Origin of the sequence: Saccharopolyspora galaxeae, from assembly GCF_016526145.1 — a bacterium.
Lineage (GTDB): Bacteria > Actinomycetota > Actinomycetes > Mycobacteriales > Pseudonocardiaceae > Saccharopolyspora_C > Saccharopolyspora_C galaxeae.
Window position 1 is genome coordinate 92,473 of record NZ_JADDUE010000005.1, and the last position, 19,551, is coordinate 112,023.

Annotated in this window: 18 protein-coding genes; 2 read left to right on the plus strand and 16 right to left on the minus strand. The window is 70.2% G+C overall.

The annotated features are described in order from the left end of the window. Positions 1–7 precede the first annotated feature (7 nt). A complete protein-coding gene (locus INP57_RS13185; RefSeq protein WP_200070487.1) occupies positions 8–574 on the minus strand; it encodes a thioesterase family protein in 567 nt (188 codons plus the stop codon). A 314-nt stretch (positions 575–888) separates the two neighbouring features. On the opposite strand from INP57_RS13185, the gene INP57_RS13190 reads away from it, so the two are divergent. Continuing rightward, entirely contained in the window at positions 889–2,532 is a 1,644-nt protein-coding gene (locus INP57_RS13190) for a BCCT family transporter (protein ID WP_200070488.1), read from the plus strand. A 260-nt stretch (positions 2,533–2,792) separates the two neighbouring features. Here INP57_RS13190 and INP57_RS13195 read toward each other — a convergent pair whose 3' ends face one another. The 7 genes from INP57_RS13195 to INP57_RS13225 all read right to left on the minus strand — a co-directional run bounded on the left by INP57_RS13195 (position 2,793) and on the right by INP57_RS13225 (position 9,471). Continuing rightward, positions 2,793–3,080: a WhiB family transcriptional regulator gene (locus tag INP57_RS13195; protein WP_374220944.1), complete on the minus strand. Its 288-nt coding sequence runs from the start codon at positions 3,078–3,080 to the stop codon at positions 2,793–2,795. A gap of 175 nt (positions 3,081–3,255) precedes the next feature. After that, on the minus strand, positions 3,256–4,026 hold the full coding sequence (locus tag INP57_RS13200; protein ID WP_200070489.1) for an ABC transporter permease: 771 nt from the start codon (positions 4,024–4,026) through the stop codon (positions 3,256–3,258). Further along, positions 4,023–4,973, minus strand: a complete 951-nt coding sequence (locus INP57_RS13205; protein WP_200070490.1) for an ABC transporter permease — start codon at positions 4,971–4,973, stop codon at positions 4,023–4,025. The genes INP57_RS13200 and INP57_RS13205 overlap by 4 nt, the downstream gene beginning before the upstream one ends. Beyond that, positions 4,970–5,644 carry a class I SAM-dependent methyltransferase gene (locus tag INP57_RS13210; RefSeq protein ID WP_200070491.1) on the minus strand — a complete coding sequence of 225 codons (675 nt, stop codon included), beginning with the start codon at positions 5,642–5,644 and terminating at the stop codon, positions 4,970–4,972. The genes INP57_RS13205 and INP57_RS13210 overlap by 4 nt, the downstream gene beginning before the upstream one ends. Continuing rightward, positions 5,641–7,149, minus strand: a complete 1,509-nt coding sequence (locus tag INP57_RS13215) for an ABC transporter substrate-binding protein (protein WP_200070492.1) — start codon at positions 7,147–7,149, stop codon at positions 5,641–5,643. The genes INP57_RS13210 and INP57_RS13215 overlap by 4 nt, the downstream gene beginning before the upstream one ends. A gap of 215 nt (positions 7,150–7,364) precedes the next feature. Next, complete coding sequence (locus INP57_RS13220; protein ID WP_200070493.1) at positions 7,365–8,813, minus strand: serine/threonine-protein kinase; 1,449 nt, start codon at positions 8,811–8,813, stop codon at positions 7,365–7,367. Positions 8,814–9,123: 310 nt separating this feature from the next. Beyond that, complete coding sequence (locus tag INP57_RS13225) at positions 9,124–9,471, minus strand: TraR/DksA family transcriptional regulator (protein ID WP_200070494.1); 348 nt, start codon at positions 9,469–9,471, stop codon at positions 9,124–9,126. 437 nt (positions 9,472–9,908) lie between these two features. Between INP57_RS13225 and INP57_RS13230 the strand changes: the two genes are divergently transcribed. Further along, positions 9,909–11,348, plus strand: coding sequence for an amino acid permease (locus INP57_RS13230; RefSeq protein WP_307850053.1), 1,440 nt, complete (start codon positions 9,909–9,911; stop codon positions 11,346–11,348). Positions 11,349–11,355: 7 nt separating this feature from the next. Here the strand turns inward: INP57_RS13230 and INP57_RS13235 are convergent, their stop codons facing one another. From INP57_RS13235 to INP57_RS13270, 8 genes are all read right to left on the minus strand, one after another. Beyond that, positions 11,356–12,012, minus strand: coding sequence for a maleylpyruvate isomerase N-terminal domain-containing protein (locus INP57_RS13235; protein ID WP_200070780.1), 657 nt, complete (start codon positions 12,010–12,012; stop codon positions 11,356–11,358). 94 nt (positions 12,013–12,106) lie between these two features. Beyond that, entirely contained in the window at positions 12,107–13,288 is a 1,182-nt protein-coding gene (locus INP57_RS13240; RefSeq protein WP_307850054.1) for a glycerate kinase family protein, read from the minus strand. A 22-nt stretch (positions 13,289–13,310) separates the two neighbouring features. Beyond that, complete coding sequence (locus INP57_RS13245; RefSeq protein WP_200070497.1) at positions 13,311–14,783, minus strand: SLC13 family permease; 1,473 nt, start codon at positions 14,781–14,783, stop codon at positions 13,311–13,313. A 100-nt stretch (positions 14,784–14,883) separates the two neighbouring features. Continuing rightward, a complete protein-coding gene (locus INP57_RS13250; RefSeq protein WP_200070498.1) occupies positions 14,884–15,687 on the minus strand; it encodes an alpha/beta fold hydrolase in 804 nt (267 codons plus the stop codon). A 274-nt stretch (positions 15,688–15,961) separates the two neighbouring features. After that, positions 15,962–16,474 carry an amidase family protein gene (locus tag INP57_RS13255; protein WP_200070499.1) on the minus strand — a complete coding sequence of 171 codons (513 nt, stop codon included), beginning with the start codon at positions 16,472–16,474 and terminating at the stop codon, positions 15,962–15,964. A gap of 75 nt (positions 16,475–16,549) precedes the next feature. After that, positions 16,550–17,917: an IS607 family element RNA-guided endonuclease TnpB gene (tnpB, locus tag INP57_RS13260; RefSeq protein WP_307850055.1), complete on the minus strand. Its 1,368-nt coding sequence runs from the start codon at positions 17,915–17,917 to the stop codon at positions 16,550–16,552. After that, positions 17,914–18,486 (minus strand): IS607 family transposase, encoded by a 573-nt coding sequence (locus tag INP57_RS13265; RefSeq protein WP_200070500.1) that lies wholly within the window; start codon positions 18,484–18,486, stop codon positions 17,914–17,916. The genes tnpB and INP57_RS13265 overlap by 4 nt, the downstream gene beginning before the upstream one ends. Positions 18,487–18,694: 208 nt before the next feature. Then, on the minus strand, positions 18,695–19,324 hold the full coding sequence (locus INP57_RS13270) for an acetate uptake transporter (RefSeq protein WP_200070501.1): 630 nt from the start codon (positions 19,322–19,324) through the stop codon (positions 18,695–18,697). Between the last annotated feature and the right edge of the window lie 227 nt (positions 19,325–19,551).

Here is a 19,551-nt window from a genome sequence, read left to right on the forward strand (position 1 = left end):
TGCCGGATCAGTCCGGGGATTGCGGGTTCTTCCGGGGAATCCCGATCGGCCTTCCGGCGAGTTCGGGAACGGCGAGCGCCTGGTGCGCGCGGTGCACCGCGGCGAGGTGCTGCTGCAGGAACTCCGGCATGGCCCGGGATCGCCCGAGCGTCGCGTCCACATGCACCAGCAGCTGCTCCGCGGTCGCCAGCAGGGCGCCGTCGCCGCCGTGGCGCATCTCGTGGAACAGGTGCACGCGCTTGGCGTCGTGGTCGAGCAGCTGCACCGACAGCGCCAGCGGCTCGCCCTCGGCGACCTCTCGCAGGTTGTGCAGGTGGGATTGCACCGTGTACAGCGAGCGGCCCTGCTCCCGGTACTGCTCGTCGATGCCGATGTAGCGGAAGAAGGCATCCGAGTGATCACCGAACACGAGCAGGTAGCAGGACTCGCTCATGTGGCCGTTGTAGTCGACCCACCGCGGGCTGACCGGGGTCTCGTGCAGCCGCAGCGGAGCGGGGATCTCCGCATCGTCGTCCCACGGGCGGTGTCCCGTGCCTTCGTACGGGGTCACCACCCGTTGTCGGTGTTCGGTCATGCTCGCTCCGCATCGCGCGCCACTCGCGGTCGCTTCGGTTCCGGATCAGCCTTCAAGCTAGCGAAGCATTGCGATAATCGCAATAGCTGGTCGTCCGTTGCGATCCACCGACCGCTCGATCGCGCCCACCCGGACGCGATGTTCGAACTTTTCCGCACCGTTACTTGACCGCGTTGCACACTTCGGCGAAGGTGTCCACTCGTCCGAATGACTGACGTATCAACCGGATCGCAACGGTTGATCATGGTGCGTGCGCGCCGGACGACCGTCCGGGGCGCGGACCGGCGAAGGGTGGAGGTGCTTCCGTCATCGACGTGCCGAACACGAAAGTGCGGCTGGATAAACGGGTTTTCGGGTTCTCCCTGCTGCTGACCGCGGCGATCGTGGTTCCGGTCGCGGTCGCCCCGGAACGCGGCAAAGCGGCCCTGGACGGGGTGCTGGGCCTGCTCACCGGGCAGTTCGGTTGGTTGTACCTGTGGTTTGCCGCGGCGGTCGCCGCGATGCTGATCTGGCTGGCGGCCGGCCGCTACGGCCGGGTCACCTTCGGCGACCCCGGCGACAGGCCGGAGTTCTCCACGCTGAGCTGGATCTCGATGATCTTCACCGCGGGCATCGGCGGCGGGATCATGTACTGGGGCGTGATCGAGTGGGCGTACTACTACAACGAGCCGCCGATGGGCATGGCCCCGCGCAGCACCGAAGCCGCCGAGTGGTCGGCCGCTTACCCGATGTTCCACTGGGGCATCACCGCGTGGGCGCTGTTCTGCCTCCCGGCGCTGGCCCTCGCTTACGCCTACCACGTGCGCAAGCAGCGCACGTTGCGGTTGTCCGACGCGTGCCGCGGGGTGATCGGCGACCGGGCCGACGGCTGGCTCGGCGGGCTCATCGACGTGCTGTTCATCTTCGGGCTGGTCGGCGCGGCCGGAACCTCGCTCGGGCTCGAAGTCCCGATCGTCTCCGACGCGATCAGCTCGATCACGCCGCTGCGGCCGGGGCCGCTGCTCGACGTCGGGGTGATCGCGCTGTGGACCGCCATGTTCGGGGCGAGCGTTTTCCTCGGGCTGCGCAAGGGGCTCAAGCGGCTGGCCGACTTCAACGTGTGGCTCGCGGGCGCGCTCGGCGCGTTCATCCTGATCGCCGGACCGACCGTGTTCCTGATCGACACGTTCACCAACAGCATCGGGCTGATGGTGCAGAACGTGCTGCGGATGAGCTTCTACACCGACCCGGTCGGCGGGTCCGGGTTCGAGGAGCAGTGGACGATCTTCTACTGGGGCTGGTGGATCTCCTACGCCCCGTTCGTCGGGCTGTTCACCGCGAAGATCTCCAAGGGCCGCACCGTCCGCGGGATGATCGGTGCCATGTGCCTGGCAGGCAGCGCGGGCTGCTGGCTCGCGTTCGCGCTGCTGGGCAACACCGGGCTGTACTATCAGATCAAGAACCTGGTGCCGGTCGCCGACCTGGTCGCGCAACAGGGCGACACCGCCGGGATCATGGCCACCCTCCGGCAGTTGCCGCTCGGCGACCTCGTGCTCGGGGTGTTCGTGCTGCTGCTGGTGGTCTTCCTGGCCACGACGCTGGACTCCGCGGCTTACACGATGGCCACGGTCGCCTCAAAGGAACTGCCCAGGGACGCGGATCCGGCGCGCTGGCACCGGGTTTTCTGGGCTGTGGTGCTGGCGGTGGTCTCGATCGTGCTGATGTACGCGGGCGGGCTGGACACGTTGCAGACGCTGTCGGTCATCACCGCGTTCCCGCTGATCTTCGTGCTGGGCACGGTGATGCTGTCGTTCTACCGATGGCTCAGCACCGATCAGCAGGTGCGCGAACAGCTCAGCCGCACGACCTCGACCGCGGACGATTCCGCGCCCTCGAACGGGGATTCGCCGGAAGTCCCGGCGTCCGCCGCACCCGTCGCGGCGCAGTCGGAAAGCGGTGCACCGCAGGCAGGAACCTGACCTCGCGGGGTTTTCCGCGGGCGGCCGGCGTCCATTCCGGACTCAACTCCGAATGCGCCGGCCGCCGGCTCACCCTTAGCTCGCCAGGGCGCGGCCGATCAGGACGTGGCAGCTGATCGGGCCGCGTCGAGTCTGCGCTTGATCTCGGCGAAGTGCTTGCCCATCGCCGACGAAAGCCGCACCACCCGAGGCATCGCCGGGACCATCCCGGAAACCGGCGCGGCAGCCCGGTTTCCGGGGCCGGAGCGGTTCCGGCCGAATCAGCTCGCTTCGGCGAACCCGCCCGGCTCGCCCGCGGCCTCCGGACGCGACCCGGCGGGCAGCCGCCGCCGCTCCTGAGCGGTGGTGCCGCCGAAGACACCGAAGTCGAGGCCGTTCTCCACGGCGTGGTTCAAGCATTCGGCGCGCACCGGGCAGCGAGCGCACACCGACTTGGCGCGGCGCACCTGCTCGGCACCGGGCCCCATTTCGGAGATCGGGAAGAACAGTTCCGGATCCTCGTCCAGGCAAGCGGCCCGGTCCCGCCAATCCATCTGCGCCATCGTCATCGCACCTCCTTCCAGAGCTGGCTCGCGCATTCGGCGCCCCGCGGTGAACCCGATCGGCGGGTCGGCGGAACGCGGAGCGCGTGGAATCCGCAGTGCCAACGCGTCGCGGCCCGATCGATGTTCCTGATTGGATCGTGGTTCCCGTCATAACCGCGCGTGACGCGCACAATCGCGATCAGGACTTCTGCGGCCCCCAAGCCGCCACGAGCACTTGCACGCACACCAGCGCCACCACCGGCGAGAGCAGCAGCCACGGCGCGGTGGAGAGGTGTTCGACCGACTCGGCGATCATCGCTCCCCACTCGGGATTCGGCGGCGGCGGTCCCAGTCCCAGGAAGCCGAGCGCGGCAACGGTGTTGACCATCGCGGGCAGCCGCACACCGGCCAGCGCGCCGGTCGCGGGAGCCAGGAACGGCAGCATCGACCCCCGCCAGATCCGCACCCGGCCCGCCCCGAGCGCCCGGTGCGCGAGCACCCAGTTGCGGGTCCGCAGCTCGGCGACCAACGCGTCGGCCTGGCGGGCGAACGGCAGCCATCCCACCGCGATCAGCGCGAGCAGCAGCGCCGCGGTGCTCGGCCCGGCGACCAGCACGGTCACCAACGCGACGATCAACGGCGGCACCGCTACGGCCACGTCGACCAACGAGCGCACCAGCAGCGCCGCGCGACCCGCGCTCCACCCGGTGGCGATGCCGATGAGCACGCCGAGCAGCGCCGAGACCACCAGCGCGACACCCGCCGTCGCGAGCGTGCTCACCGCGCCGTGCGCGAGCCGCGCCAGCACGTCCCGGCCCAGGTCGTCGGTGCCCAGCGGATGCGCGGGCGATGGCGCCAGCAGCACCGAGCTCAGGTCGGTGCGCAACGGATCTCGGATGAGCCCGGTGCCGCAGGTCACGGCCAGCACGCAGCCCGCGGTCCAACCGCCGACCCGGCGCAGCGCGCTCATCCGCGCACCGCCCGGCGCGAACGCGGCTCCGCGAGCGTGCCCAGCAGGTCACCGGCCGCGCCCACGAACAACGCCCCGACCGCGGCGAAGACCAGCCCAGCGCCCACCACCGGAACGTCCTGCGAGCGCACCGCTTCGACCACGGTGCTGCCCAGGCCGGGGATGTCGAAGACCACCTCGATCGCGGCGGTGCCGGAGATCGCTCCGGCGGCGTTGTAGCTCAACAGAGACAGCGCGGCGGGCAGCGCCGGTCTGGACAGGTGCACCGACCACACGCGCAACTCGCGCAACCCGCGGGCGCGCGCCGCGGTCGCGAAGTTCTCGCCGCGCAGCGCGATCGCCTGCTCGCGGGTGACCGCGGCGATCGGCGCGGCCAGCGGTGGTACCAGCGCCAGCAGCGGCAGCACCGCGTACGCCGGTCCGCTCCACCCGGAACTCGGCAGCATCCGCAGCCCGACCGCGAAAAGCAGCACCAGCAGCGGAGCCAGTGCGAACTCCGGGACCGCCGAGAACACCCGCACCAGCGCGGAGATGACGCGGTCGGCCACCGATCCGGGTCGCCGCGCGGCGAACAGCCCGGCGACGTAACCGACCGCGAACGAGCCCGCGCAGGCGCCGGCCATGATGCTCAGCGAGATCTGCAGCGCGGGCCCGACCACCGACAGCACCGGCGCCCCCGAGACCCAGGAAGTGCCGAGGTCGCCCTGCACCCAGCCGCCGAGCCGTTCGGCGATCCGGTGCGGCCACGGCAGGTCGGTGCCCAGCTCGGCGCGCGTCGCGGCCAGCACCACCGGGTCGGGATCGCCGTCGGCGTAGCGGGTGGCGAGCACGGTGCGTGCTGCGTCCACTCCGGACAGTTCCGGCAGCGCCACCGCGAGCACCGCGAACGCGGCCACGACGACCGGTGCCAGCGCGAGCCGCAGCAGCAGCGCCCGTCCGGCCGTCAACGCCGCGGGGCGCGCGCGGTGAGCACGAAGAACCCGGGCGCGCTGGGGTACGGGACGTCGTCGAACACGGAGGTTCGGTCGGCGATGTCGACCAGCCCGGCCCGCGCCACGAGTTCCCGGCACGCCGCGAAGTCGTAACCCATCGGCAACTGCCCCGCGGTGTCCGAATAGGACTCGCGGAACCGCTCCTCGGCGGCGGCGTCGCTGCTGGCGGTCGAGTCCCACCGGGCATCGGTCAACAGCAGCAGCCCGCCGGGCCGCAGCAACCGCGCCCACGCGCTGACCGCCTGCCGGGCATCGGGCAGCGTCCACAGCACGTTGCGGCTGACCACGGCGTCGAACGGACCGCGCGGCGGCCGGTCCGATTGGCCCAGTTCCCACCTGATGCCGAGCCCTTCGGCCGCGCCGCGCTCGGCCGCGACCGCGAGCATCCCGGCCGAAACGTCCTGCCCGGTGAGCCGGTGCCCGTCCGCGGCGAACAGCCGCGCCAGGAATCCGGTCCCGCATCCGGAATCGAGCACTTCGGCACCGCGTCCGACCACATCGGACACCAGCGGTCCGACGCGTTCGGCCCACAGCGCGCGGGCCGGGTCCTGTCCGGGCTGGCTGTCGTAGCCGAGCCGCGCGCGGGCGTCCCAGTACTCGACGACCGCTTCTGGTGCCTCGGTCATCCCAGCGTGACCTCCCGGGTCAGGAACTCGTGCTCCAGCGGGTCGGCGGGGATGCCGCGCACTTCGGCGCGGTGCGCGAAGCGCTGCTGCTCGTGCACCAGCGGGATCCCCGCCACCTTCTCGGCCAGCAGGTCGTCGGCCCGGCGGAACACCTCGGCCCGGCGGGCCGGGTCGGTGAGCCGCGGCAGCTCGGCGAGCAGCGCCTCGAACTCCGGCGCGCAGAAGTGATCCAGGTTGAACCCGCCCCGGCAGCTGAAGTCGCTGGTCAGGTGCGTCGCGGCGTCCGGGGTGTCGACGAGCTGGTTGCGCGAGTACACGACGGCGTCCAACTCGCCCGACAACGCGCGGGCCTCGATCCGGTCGGGTGGCTGCTGCACGATCCGCACCTGGAAACCGGCTCGGCCCAGTTCGTCGGCCACCGCCGTGGCCAGCGCCGGCAGCTCCGGCCGGTCCGGGTAGGTGCCGATGGTGATCGGCACCGGCCGCCCGCCGGTCGCCGCGGCCAACGCCTGCCGCGCAGCGGGAACATCGCCCGGCGGTGGGGGTTTCTCGGCGCTGAACGGGACCGCGGGACCGAAGTAGCGGCTCGCGGGCTTGCCTTGTCCTCGAAGGACACCGGAGACGAGTTCGGCGCGGTCGATCGCCTCGGCCGCGGCGCCGCGAACCCGCGGATCGTCGAACGGCGGCCGCGAGGTGTTGAGGTGCAACGCGGTCGTGCGCGGCAGGTCCACGGTGGACAGCGCGAGCGATTCGTCGCCGCGCAGCGCATCCAGCTGCGTGATCGGAACCTTGTCGATCAGGTCGAACTCGCCGCTGCGCAACCCGCTGACCCGCGCAGCGGAATCCTCCACGAAACGCACCTGCGCCTGCGCGACCTTGGCCGGGCCTGCCCGGTGACCGTCGAAGCGGCGCAGCGACACGCTTTGCGCACCGTCCGCTCCGGTGATCTCGAACGGCCCGGTGCCCGGCCCCTTGAGCGGGTCGACCGAACCGTCCGGGCGGATCGCGGAGGGCGCCAGCACCGCCGTGTTCGCCGTGCTCATCCGCTGCGGCAGGATCGGATCGGGCGCAACCGTGCGGACCGAGAGGGTCCGGTCGTCCAGCGCGGCGGCCTGCTCGATCGTGCCGCGCAGCGCACGCGGCGGTGCGGGCGCGTGCACGACCCGGTTCACCGAGTCCGCGGCGGCCTGCGCGGTCAGCGGCTCACCGGACTGGAACCGGACGCCCTCGGCGAGCGTGAAACGCCACTCGGTCGGGCCGGTGCGCTGCCAGGACTCCGCCAAGCCCGGGCGGACCGTGCCGTCCGGTGAGCCGTCGAGCAGCGTCTCGGTGACGCCGAGCCGCATCAGCAGCAGCGCGTCGTCCGAGGCCGGGGACCAGTTCGCCCGCGGCGGGATCGCCATGGCGACCCGCAGCGCCGCCGGGTCCGCGGCACCACCGGTGAAGCCGCAGCCGGCTACGGCCAGCACTAGTCCGAAGACCAGCCAAGTGCACCTGATGCGCAACGACCAACTCCTTGCAAGAACAAACCCCGGAATCCTTGCACGGACAACGTGGCCGGGGCCAGGAATGGCCGTCGAATGTGGGCGCGATCGCTGGTTGTTACCGGTTCAGCGGGTGCGGCCCGGAGCGCGTGCGGCATCGAGCCGCGCCTGCGCGCAGGACTCCGGCGCGCTGCGCGGCCTCGGGCAAGCCGCGAGCGGGCCAGCGGCACGGCTGCTCACTGCGCCACCAAGCCGCTGCCCGGAAGCTTCGCCCCGGACGCGTAGTTCACGGCGCAATACACCACGTGCCGGTACTCGGATTGCCGCTCGTCCCACCGCTCCCTGGCGGGCGCCAACGCCGTGACCTCGACTTCGCGCTCCTGCAGCCACGGGTTGTTGCTGTAGGAGCCGAACCTGTCGCGGCACAGCGTCGCCGCGTCCGCCGGCGGCGGGTAGGCCTCGTCCTTGGCCAGCTGGATGCCGGCGAACACCTCCATGTCGTGCGCCGCATCGCAGCCGACCGGGTCCATCCGCCCGCCGGGCCGCGCGTCCCCGTCGGCGCACCAGGTGTTGCCGTAGGTGGTCTCGGTCAGATCCACGTCTTCCGGGTTCGGGGTGCCGTCGTGGATCTGGCTGTTCCAGGTCGTCGCAGACGTGCCGACGACCCGCGCGGGGATGGCGACGCCGGTATCGCCGGTGGCGGTGGCTCCGCCGATGGCGATGCCTCCCACCAGCGCGGCCGCGATCGCCAGCGCCGTCCCGGCGACGACCAGCGCCATCCGCCGCCGCGGTGCGCGCCGCCGCCTGACGGAGGTCGTGCGGTCCTGCGACCCGCTCCGCCCGTCGGGCGCGTACTGCTCCAGGACGCCCCGCACGTCGTCGGCATCCGGGCGCCGCTCGGCGCGCTTGTCCAGCAGCCCGGCCACGGTGGAGGCGAGCGGCTCGCCGCAGTCCAGCTTCGGCGGCGAATAGCTGACCACCGCGTACAACCCCGCCTGCTGTTCGGTGCGGCCGAACGGGGAATGCCCGGACAACATGCTGTAGAGCGTGACGCCGAGCTGCCACATGTCGGTCGCGGTGCTCACCGGGTCGCCGTTGACCTGTTCCGGGCTCAGGTAGGCGGGCGAACCCATGATCATGTCGGACCGGGTGAGCCGGGTGTCCTCCTGCATCCAGGCGAGCCCGAAATCCGCGAGTTTCGCGCGCGAACGGGCCGACGGCAGCAGGATGTTGCTGGGTTTGACATCGCGGTGCACGATTCCGATGCGGTGCGCGCTCTGCAGCGCGTCGAGCACTTCCAGCGCGATCGCCGCGGCCCATTCCGGCCGCATCGGCCCGAATCGGTCCAGCACTTCGGCGAGCGAAGAACCCTCGACGAATTCCATCACGATGTGGACGACACCGGCATCGCTGTCCCAGAGCACATCGTGGACGGTGACCGCGGCCGGATCGTTGATCCGCCCGGCCCCGCGGATTTCCCGCAGCAGCCGCCGGATGGACGAGTCCCGGTCCTGCGCGGTGAGATTGCGAGGCACCGAGATCTCCTTGATCGCGACCGGCCGCTGAATGAGCCGGTCCTCCCCGTGCCAGACGACCCCCATTCCGCCTCTGCCGACCTCTTCCAGCAGCGCATAGCGCCCGTCCCCGATCGTTCGTACTTCGGCCTGCGAACCCGGTCCACTCACCCGCGACACCCCTCCACCGTCATCATCGATCAGCCACGCGGCGACGGATACGTGATCCGGAATTTACCGCAGCACGGCGGCGGATCCGGAAATAGGTGGATTCATGGTCCGCGGTGTGCGACAACCGACCATCCCGGTTATCACGGGAATCAATAAACGAACTCCGCACCGGTGCGGAAACCGACGCCCCTTCGGAATGAATCGCGCAACAGGAGGGCCTCCGACACCCGCGGCCGACGCGCTCGTCGATTGTGCACAGCACCGGCGCACAGCGGTTCTCGCTGATCGGCGCCGTCGAACGCGAATTCGGTCAGGTCGCGCAGGCGATGCACGTCGCCGCGGCGGGCAGCGCCTCCAGCCGCTCGGCCCCGATGGCCGCCCCGCACCGCTCGCACACGCCGTAGCTGCCCGCGTCCACGCGGGCAGCCGCACGGTCCAGCGCTTCCAGCTCTCGGCGAGCATCGTCGAACAGCCCGCGCACCTGGGCGCGCTCGTACGCGATCGTCGCGCCTTCGGGGTCGTGCTCGTCGTCGGTGCCGGTCCAGGTCGAGGTCTCCCGGATCGCGGCGAGATCGCGCCGCAGCGACTCGATCCGGGCCAGCGCACCGGCGCGCGCCTCGGCCAGCCGCGCGCGGGTCTCCTCCTGCGGCTGCTGCATGGCGGGTGAACACCTGCTGTGCGCGCACCATTCCGTTCGCGCGACGACGTCCCGGCGGTTCGCCGACACCAAGGACGGCTGGGGCGCACCGGAAGGATTTATTTCACTCGAGACTGATCATAATGAGCCGCCCGATATACGGTCCGCTCCGCAGTCCGGCCGCGACGATCAGCACCGGACCGTCTCCTGCCCGGTCACGAAACGGCAGCCGCCACCGCCGCGACGGTTGCCCCGACACCCCGGGCGCGAGTACTGATGACGTCCGCCGATTGATCACCGACCGAACTCCGCCCGAACACCAGGTTCCGCCCGCGGGTCACCGCAGCACCGCCCCGCTACCGGCGAACCGCACGAAAAGGATCGCGCATGTCCCGTACCCGCGGGTTACCACCACTCGCCGCCCACCCGTCGCCGGCGAGCAACGCAGGCAGGCACTCGTGAACCGGCCGGGGTGGCAGCAGCTGCTGCGGCGCAAGCCGGTTCGCACGCTGCTCGCCGAGAGCGGCACCGAAGACGGCCGCGGCGAACTCAGCCGGTCGATCGGCGTGGTGCGGCTGACCATGATCGGAGTCGGCTCCACGGTCGGAACCGGGATCTTCATCGTGCTCAACGAGGCCGTGCCGGAGGCAGGGCCCGCGGTGATCCTCTCGTTCGTGATCGCCGGGATCACCGCCGCGCTGACCGCCCTGTGCTACGCCGAACTCGCCTCGACGATCCCGGTTTCCGGGGCTTCCTACACCTACGCCTACGCGACCCTCGGCGAGATCGTCGCCTACGCGGTCGGCGCCTGCCTGTTGTTGGAATACGGAGTGGCCGCGTCGGCCGTCGCGGTGGGCTGGGGCGAATACCTCAACGCGTTCCTCGCCGATACCGCCGGGTGGCAGATACCGGCCGCGTTGAGCGCGCCGCCCGGTGAGGGCGGGATCATCAACGTGCCCGCGGCCGTGCTCGTCGCGATGTGCGGCGTGCTGCTGATGCGCGGCACTCGCGAGTCCGCGACGATCAACGCCGTCACCGTGGGCATCAAGCTGGCGGTGCTGCTGCTGTTCAGCGCGATCGCGCTCACCGCGTTCTCCACGCAGAACGCGGCTCCGTTCGCACCGTTCGGCGTCGCGGGCATCGGCACGGCGGCGTCCACGGTGTTCTTCTCCTACATCGGCATGGACACCGTCTCCACCGGCGGCGAAGAGGTGCGCAATCCGCGCCGGACGCTGCCGCTGGCGATCTTCTGGACGGTCGTGATCGTCACGGTGATCTACGTGCTGGTGGCCGTGGCCGGGGTCGGCGCCCAGGCGTGGCAGCGGTTCGAGGGCCAGGACGCCGGACTCGTCGTGATCCTCGGCGACGTCACGGGGGCGGGCTGGCCCGCGATCGTGCTGGCGCTGGGCGGCGTGGTGTCGATCTTCGGCGTCACCCTCACCACGCTGTACGGGCAGACCCGCGTGCTGTTCTCGATGGGCCGCGACGGTCTGCTGCCCGAGGCGTTCCACAAGGTGCACCCGCGCACCGGCACGCCCACCCGCAACACGCTGATCGTTTCCGGGTGCGTCGGAGTGCTGGCCGCCGTGGTCCCGCTGAGCACCCTCGCGGATCTGACCAGCATGGGGACGCTGGTCGCCTTCACCGTGGTCTCCGCAGGGGTGATCGTGCTGCGGCGCAGCAGGCCCGACCTGACCCGCGGCTTCCGCGTTCCCGGTTATCCGGTCACGCCCGCGCTGAGCATCGCGGCCTGCCTGTACCTGATCTACAGCCTTCCCGCGGTGACCTACCTGCTGTTCCTGGTGTGGATCACGCTCGCGTTGATCTTCTACTTCAGCTACAGCGTGCGGCATTCGCGGCTGGCGGGGTCCAAGGACACGACCGACTCCCCCGGCTGAGGCCGGTTCACCCGAGCACGAGCGGGAGTTTCCCGGCCAGCTCCGCCAGCTCCGCATCCTCCGCAGCCGTCGGGGCGCGCCGCCCGGTCCCCACGAGCAGCGCATCGGCGTCCGAGAACGACGCGGGAAACGCCGCCCCGGCGATCTCCTCCAGCATCCGGCGGGAACGGGCCAGGCCTTCGGCGGGTGGTCCGTCCGCGGCCGGGAGGTGCGCGACGAGATCCAGGTGGTGCAACGTCCATTCGAGGACGTAGGCGGTGAGGTAGTCGCCCGCGGTGAGCACCTCGTCGCGCGTGCTCACCCGGGCCGCCGGGTCGGCGAGTCCAGCGGCGCGACCGGCGGCGGAACCGACGTCGTCGAGGTGGAAGCGCAGCAGCCACGGCTGCTCGTACGCGGCGGCCAGCCGAACGGTGAGCGCGTCCAGCGGATCGTCGCCGGCCGGTGGCGTCGCGGCGACGTGCCAATAGCTCAGCGCGTCGCGGGTCGGTTCCGTGTCGGCGGGTGTGACCAGGGTGATCAGGACGTCCTGCGCGTCGATGATCAGGTGGCACACCAGGTCCCGGACGAGCCATCCGGTACAGCCGGACGGTCGTGCGAAATCCTCGTCCGGCAGCTCGGCGACCGCGGTGCGCAGCGCTGCCCAAGAGCGCGAGAACAGGTCCACATCAGCAAGGTAGCCCGCCGCCCGCGCGGGCACGCCCGCCTCGCCCGAATCGTGCAGCACGCGACGGGCTCGCGGAGCATCTGCCGCTGCGGATTCAGCGCGCTTCGCAGGACGCGTGCTGCGAAACGTGCAGGGCGCTGCCGACGAGAAGCATCCGCAAGGCGCGGGCGGTGGCGCCGGCGATGAGCTCGGGAGCTTCGGCGATCGCCTCCCGGAGCAACACCGGTCCGGTCAGGATGCCGGTGAAAGCGTCGATTCCGGTGTCGTAGCTGCGCTCGGCGCCGGGCCCGATGGTGCCGCACACCGCGATCACCGGTTTGCCCCGGCGCTTGGCGCGGCGCGCGACCTCAGCGGGCATCTTGCCGAGCGCGGTGGACGCGTCGATCGCGCCCTCCGCGGTGATCACCAGGTCGGCGGCCTGCAACCGCGCGTCCAGATCCGCGTCGTCGAGGAACACGTCGAACCGGGACACGAGCCGGGCGCCGAGCACGCCGGCCAGCCCGGCGCCGAGCCCGCCCGAGGCACCCCCGCCGGGCCGGTCGCCCAGCTGCGCGCCGCCGTGTTCGCGCAACAGCTCCGCCCAGTGCTCCATGGCCGCGGCAAGCCGCTCGATCCGGGCGGGTGCTGCGCCCTTCTGCGGGCCGTAGACGCGGGCGACGCCGTTCGGCCCGCACAACACGTTCTTCGGGTTCACCGCCACCACGAGCTCCACTGCGGACAGTCGCGGATCCAGGGCACCGGCGTCGATTCGCACCGCGTCGGCCAACCGGCCGCCGCCCGGCCCGATCTCCCGTCCCGCACCGTCGAGCACTCGAACCCCGAGCGCTTGCAACGCGCCGGCCGCACCGTCGCCGACTCCGGAATCCCCGCAGCCGATGACGATCTTGGCGGGGCCGGTGTCCAAGGCCGCGGCGATCAGCTCGCCGACACCGCGGCTGGACGTGCGCGCCGGGTCGCGTTGTGCGTGCGGCACCAGCGAAAGTCCGGCGGCGGCGGCCACCTCCACGAACGCGGTGCGCGGACCGGCTCCGCCGAGCAGTGCGAAGCAGGCGTCCACCGGCTCACCTACCGGGCCGGTCACCCGAGCCGGGACCAGCTCGCCACCGGTCGACGCGGCCAGCTGCCGCGTCGATCCTTCACCGCCGTCGACCAGCCCGACGGTGTCGACGACGGCACCGGGAACCACCCGACGGATGCCGGTGCCGATCCCCGCGGCGACGTCTTCGGCATCGAGGCATTCCTTGAACCCGGCCGGGGCGACGAGGATTCGGAGCACGATGACCTCCATAGTGGACTGATCAGGTTAGGGGCAGGCCGAGCACCGGCCAGACGTACCGGGCGAACAGCAGGACCAGCGCGCCCAGCGCCGGCCCGAGCAGCGCCGAGAGCTTCAGCAGGTCGCGCGGCGCGAAGGTGGGCGCCTGCTCGATCCCGGCGAACATCGCGACCGGTTTCGCCGAGGAAGTCAGGGTGTGGCAGAAACCAGCCGCGGCCGTGGACGCGAACGCCAGCGCCACCGGGTTCAGCCCCGCGGCCGCTGCCGCGGGCACGACCACGGGAATCAGCACCGAGGACCGTGCCGAGCGGGATTGCACCAGCAAGTGCGCGGCGACGCTGAGCACGACGATGCCGAGCAGCACGTGCTCCGGACGGCTCCTGCCGAGCAACTCGCCCACCACCCACGCCGCCGCGCCCGATTCGGTCAATGCCGTACCGAGCCCGCTCGTGGCGGCCATGAACAGCAGCAGCGACCAGGGGATCCCCGCGAGCGCGGCGTTGATGCCCACCGTGCCGACGCGGGGTGAGGTGATCACCAACGCCCCGACCAGCGCGACCAGTGCGGGCGACAGACCGTGCACCGGCTCAGTGCTCCACAGCAGCACCACGCAGCCGAGCAACACCGCCGCGCGGACTTCGTTGCGCTGCAACCGTTCTGGAACATCGAGCTGTCGGCGCAACGTCCCCGCGTCGATCCGCAACGGGTCGCTGCGATCGCAGTGCCGGGTGAACAGCAGCAACACGATCTCGGCGGCGAGGTGCGAACTGACCGCCGCGAACGGCAATCCCCACAGCAACCAGCGCGCGAAGCCGATCTCCGCGTCGATGGTACTGTCCAGGATTTCGCTGGTGATCAAGTGAGCACCGGCGCCGAGCAGGCTCGCGATGGCCGACAGCAGCACCACCGCCGGGAAAAGGACTGCGAGCGCCCGCACCATCCGCTGCCTGGACGCGAACGTCGCGGCCAGCGCGAGGTAGAGCGGCAGCACGAGCGCGGCCCGGCCGCTGGTGCTGGGCACCAGCAGCGCGGTGCCCACGAGCGCGACCGTGATCAGGTGGAACAAGCCTCGCGGCCGGCGGGCGCGCGTCGCGAGCGCGACCGCCGAGCGGGCGGGCAGCCCGGTCCGCTCGATCCCGGCGGCCAGCACGAACGCCGCCACCAGCAGCCAGATCTGGTCCTGCCCCAACGACTCGAAAACGTCCTCGGACGGCATGACGCCGCAGACGACGAGCACCACGGCCGCGGCAAGCGCGACGAACGTGTCGTCCGAACGGCGGCTCATCCAGCCGGCTACGGCTGCGATGAACACCAGGATCGTGAGCGCCCCGTCCCGGCCGAGCTCTCCCGGCCCGGCCGGATCCGGCACGTTGTGCAGAAATGCGGCCACCACGCCGAAAACGGCGATAGCCCCGACAACAGCGGCACCGATCCGCACCCGGCGGGAACGCACCGGTCCGATGCGAACCGTCTCCGCTTCCCGCTGGGCGTCCATGGCGTAGACGATCTGCCACGTTGCTGAGCGTTGCGTGAACCTTCGATGAGGACAACCTCATGCACAGTGCCGCGCCACCCGGTCTCGGCGGCGCGGAACGTCAGGCCATGAACGACGCCAGTTCTTCGTTGAACCGGTCAGGTTCCTCGATGAACGGGCAGTGCGCGCTGTCGTCGAAGACCGTCAGCCGCGCATCGCCGATCGTCTCGGCGAGGTACGGGCCGTTGCCCGCTGGGATGACCCGGTCGTGGGCACCGGTGAGCACCAGCGTCGGCACCTGCACCTTGGCCAGCACGTCGGTGTAGTCCTGGTTGAGCACGTTCCAACACATCGCGGCGGAACCGGCCGGGTTCATGCTCGTGATCTCGGAGCGCAGCCACGCGAGCTGCTCGGCAGGACGCTCGTCGCGGAAGAACTGCGGCAGCACGAAATCCGCTGCTTCTTCCATGCTTTTGCGTTGCAGCGCAACCCAATCGAGAGCTTGCGGCACATCGACGAAGCCGAGCTCCCACTCCCCCGAGTTGATCAGCCGCGGACCACCGCAGACGAGCGCGATCCTGCGCAGCACGCCGCAGCCGAACACGTCCACATAGGACAGGACGGTCGAAACGCCGAGCGACCATCCGAGCAGCGTGATCTCGCGCAGGTCCAGCGCGGTGATCAGGTCGTGCAGGTCCTTCGCGACCCGTTCCATCCGCTGCCCGGCGTCGGTGCGCTCCGACTCCCCCTGCCCGCGCGGGTCGAAGCAGACCACCCTGAAGCGCCCGGAAAGCCCGCTGATCTGCTGCTCGAACCAGCGCGCCGAACCGCTCCAGCCGGGGACGATCAACAACACCGGGGCATCCCGAGGCCCCTCGTCGACGTAGTGCAGGCGGATGTCGTCGCTGGTCGTCAGAACGGGCATCGCGAGAAGCGCTCCTTGGGAACTCGGGGCAACGCGGCGAAACGCTGCGGGCCGACGCACCGCAGCGCCGCTACCGGCACCGGCGAAACCGCTTTTCCGCTCGACGGGCGAAATTCGCGCGCACTGCCGCCTGCCGGCACGGTCGCGATCGGCGTCACGAAGACTTTGCACGCGCTGCACCGGCGGAGTCAACGACTCCGATCAAATTGATTCTAATGATTACTCCGGACGGCAGGCGTCTCGAGAGCCGGTCAACGGAGGTGCACGACGCCCATCAAACGTTCAGCGGGCGCTGTCGGCACTGGGCGTAGGCGGGCTGCCACGGTTGGATCCGCTCCAGCGCGGCCGCCGCCGCTAGCACGCTGCGGTCGCCGTAACGCGGCCCGATGATCTGCAGCCCGACCGGCAGCGACTCCGACATGCCCGCCGGGACCGAGATCGCCGGATGGCCGGAGAAGTTCAGCGGGTAGGTCAAGCACCAGCCAATGAGCGGATTCACCTGCACGCCATCGACCCGGTGCGGGCCGAGGGTGTTCCCGTCAGCGGCGTTCGGCACCGGCGGGCAAGCCACGGTGGGCGTGACGAGCAGGTCGTGGTCGGCGAACACGGCCTGGATCGCGTCGTAGACCTCGGTGCGCTGCTGCTCGTCGTGGACCGCGTCGAGCGCGCTGCGCCCGCGCGAGGCGTCCAGGTAGCCGCGGAACTCCGCGGGGAAGTCCTCCGCGTGCTCGCCGAACACGTCGACCCCGAGGTTCGCGAAGGTCTCCACAACCTCCTGCCCGGACATCATCCGGCACCAAAGTTCGGCGAGATCCCGCTGATCGCACGGCATTCGCGGCGCCACTTCGTCCACAGTGGCCGTTCAGGAAACGTGCAAAAACGTTCCTGAGCTGTCGCCTCGCGGCGCAGCGTTGACCCCGGCTTCGGTCGGGGTCTTCCTGTGGCAATACCCGCCGCCACCTGGGGTGGTCTTACGTGGGTTTCCAGCGGGCTCGTTTTCCGTCGCCCCGCAACTCGGGGAGGACGCCAGGCCCGCGAGGTTGCGGGCCGCGTTGAGGTCGCGATCAGCACGGTATCCGCAGTGATCGCAGGTATAGGTCCGCTCGGACAGGCGCAGTTTGGCTTTCACCGCGCCACAGCCGTTGCAGGTCTTCGAACTCGGGTACCACCTGGACGCAACGTACGTGTGCACGCCGGACCAGGCTGCCTTGTACTCGATCTGACGTCGGAACTGGCCCATGCCGACCCCGGCAACGTGCCTGGCCAAGCGCCGGTTGGACATCATTCCTTTGACGTTGAGGTCTTCCAGCACGATCGCACCGTGCTCGCGCACGAGTCGGCTGGAGAGCTTGTGCAGCCCGTCTCGGCGAGCGTTCGCGATGAACGCGTGCAGCCTGTTGATGCAGACTTGGGTCTTGCGCCACCGGTTCGACGGCTTCTGGCGGGTACGCCGATTCGGACCGGTTCGGCGGGACGCCTGGCGTTGCAGTCGCCGTAGTTCCTTCTGCGCGGCTTCAAGGTGGCGCGGGTTCGGAACAACCTCGCCGGTCGAAAGCACCGCAAGGGAATTGATGCCCAGGTCAACACCCACGACGCGGTCCGGGTCGGCGGGTGCAGGATCGTTGCGGTCGATCTTCACTGAGAACGACACGAACCACCGGCCACCCCGGAAGCTCACCGTGGCGGACCGGATCGTCGCGGAACCGCGCTCCACGTGCCGGGCGAGTTTGCGGGTGGACTCGTGGGTGCGCACCGTGCCGATGCGCGGCAGTTTCACATGGCTACGGTCCGAGTCGGCGAGACCGAACGAGCCGGTGGTGAACCGGCACGACCAGGTGTGGCGCTTGCCCTTGAACCGGGGAAACTCGACCTTCGGCCCCTTGCGTTTGCCGTTCTTCGAGTGGTTCCAGTTCTTCAGCGCGGTCGCGAGGTTCGCCAGGCCAGACGCATACGCCTCCTTGGAGTTTTCGCTCCACCACGGCGCGACGTCGTCCTTTGCCTGGTTCCAGTCTTTGCGCAGCGAGTACGCCGACCACGACAGCGACGGCGTCAGCTCCTCGGCCGGGAGGTCGTAGGACGCTTCGGCCCTGCGCTGGTCCATGACCGCCTTCACGCGGGCGAGCCCCCAGTTGTAGGCGAATCGCTGAGCACCGCAGTGCGACCGCAGCTGGTCTTCCTGCTGCGAGTCCGGGTCGAGCGCAAACCGGTACGCCTGGATCACCTCGGTCACGATCGCGGCTCCGCAGCGCACGCGGCAAGACCGTTATCGGCGCGTTTCTTCGCCGACCGGCGCCCGTAGAGGCGGGCACACATGCTGGTCAGAACCTCGGTGATGTCGCGCACCACATCGTCGGCGACCTCTTCGTTGTTGAGCACGACGATGCTGCGCCCGGTCGCGGACAGTGCGGCTTCCAGGTGCTCGACACCGAATCGGGCCAGCCGGTCGCGGTGCTCGACCACGATGCAGGAGACGTCGGGATCGGCGAGGAGTTTCGCAAGTTTGGCGCGGCTGCCGTTCATGCCCGACCCGACTTCGGTGATGGTCGCGTTCAGTGTGATGCCGCGTTTGCTGCATTCCTCCGCAACACGACCGGCCTGCCGGTGCAGATCGTCTTTCTGGTCGGCGCCGGACACGCGGCAGTACGCGACAGTGCGGCCAGTCGATTCCTTTGGCGGCTCGACCAGGATCGTGCCGGTAGGAAGCTGACGAGCGGCAACCGGCAGAGTGCCCGCGTGGAACCAGTTCAGCGCGGTTCGGTACGAAACACCCTGCTCGCGCGCCCACTCCTTCAACTTCACACGTACAGTTTAACACATATTGACCCGTAATTACTCATAACCTGTAACAGCCGAAGGACCCCATACGGCGCGAGCGACAGCAAGTTCGGTCACCGTGCGCCGAAAAGCCACTGGCGCGCGCAAAAAGCACCGCCGCACGCTGGGCGCCGGAAGAATCGGCTCAGCGTGCGGCGGTGCTTCAGCGTCCGCTCGGTCTAGCTGCGCGCGCTCACTGGGGCGCGAGCGGGCCGACCGGGAGCAGGGTGCGCTTCCAGGTGGCATTGGCCACGGCCGCGAACGAGCCGTACCAGGCCAGCACCGCGGTGATCAGCCCGAGGTAGCCGCCGGCGTGCACAACGGTCTTCGCACCGGTGAAGTCGCCGTAGGCCAGCACCAGGAACGTCAGCGTCAGCGCGACGAACACCGCCAGCACCGAGACGTTCACCCGCAGCGCGGCGACGGTCATGTACGCGGTGAAGATGCCCCACGCGAGCAGGAACAGCGCGGTGGCCTTGTCCCCGTCCGGCCCGAGGCCCTCGGAGACGAACTTGACGTAGGCCGCGAACGAGAGCCAGAACGCGCCGTAGGAGGTGAACGCGACCGCGCCGAACGTGTTGGCCTTGCGGAACTCCCACATCCCGGCCAGCAGCTGCGCCAGCCCGCCGTAGAACAGGGCCAGCGGCAGCACCACCGGTTCGAGGTCCTCGCTGAGCAGACCCGCGTTAAACACGCTGAGCACGAACGTGGTCAGCGCGAAAGCGGCCAGCCCGAGGGGGCCGGGATCGGCGATCGACGAGGCGGCGTCTTGCGAGCTGTCCGGGCGCGGATCGGTTTCCTGCGCTTCGGTCCCGGTTGCCATTGCCGTACTTCCTTTTGCGGTTCGTGGATGCGGAGTGCGCCGATTCGGCCGGCCCGACGGGCGGCCCCGCATTACCGATGTGGATGAAGCTGAATCGACTACACGCTGCCAGAAGTCCGAAGTGGACGGGAATTCGCCACCGCTTGCGCCGATCCGGGAGTTTGCCCGGTTTTTCCGGCCCGCGACGGCCAGGTTCCCATTCGATCCCTTTCGGACTCGGCGTTGAG

Bases quoted from the DNA above. Each gene is read 5' to 3' on its own strand.
- INP57_RS13195 (WP_374220944.1), bottom strand. From the start codon at position 3,080: ATGACGATGGCGCAGATGGATTGGCGGGACCGGGCCGCTTGCCTGGAC.
- INP57_RS13225 (WP_200070494.1), bottom strand. From the start codon at position 9,471: ATGCAGCAGCCGCAGGAGGAGACCCGCGCGCGGCTGGCCGAGGCGCGC.
- INP57_RS13250 (WP_200070498.1), bottom strand. From the start codon at position 15,687: ATGCCCGTTCTGACGACCAGCGACGACATCCGCCTGCACTACGTCGAC.
- INP57_RS13245 (WP_200070497.1), bottom strand. From the start codon at position 14,783: ATGGACGCCCAGCGGGAAGCGGAGACGGTTCGCATCGGACCGGTGCGT.
- INP57_RS13210 (WP_200070491.1), bottom strand. From the start codon at position 5,644: ATGACCGAGGCACCAGAAGCGGTCGTCGAGTACTGGGACGCCCGCGCG.
- INP57_RS13270 (WP_200070501.1), bottom strand. From the start codon at position 19,324: ATGGCAACCGGGACCGAAGCGCAGGAAACCGATCCGCGCCCGGACAGC.
- INP57_RS13200 (WP_200070489.1), bottom strand. From the start codon at position 4,026: ATGAGCGCGCTGCGCCGGGTCGGCGGTTGGACCGCGGGCTGCGTGCTG.
- INP57_RS13255 (WP_200070499.1), bottom strand. From the start codon at position 16,474: ATGTCCGGGCAGGAGGTTGTGGAGACCTTCGCGAACCTCGGGGTCGAC.
- INP57_RS13185 (WP_200070487.1), bottom strand. From the start codon at position 574: ATGACCGAACACCGACAACGGGTGGTGACCCCGTACGAAGGCACGGGA.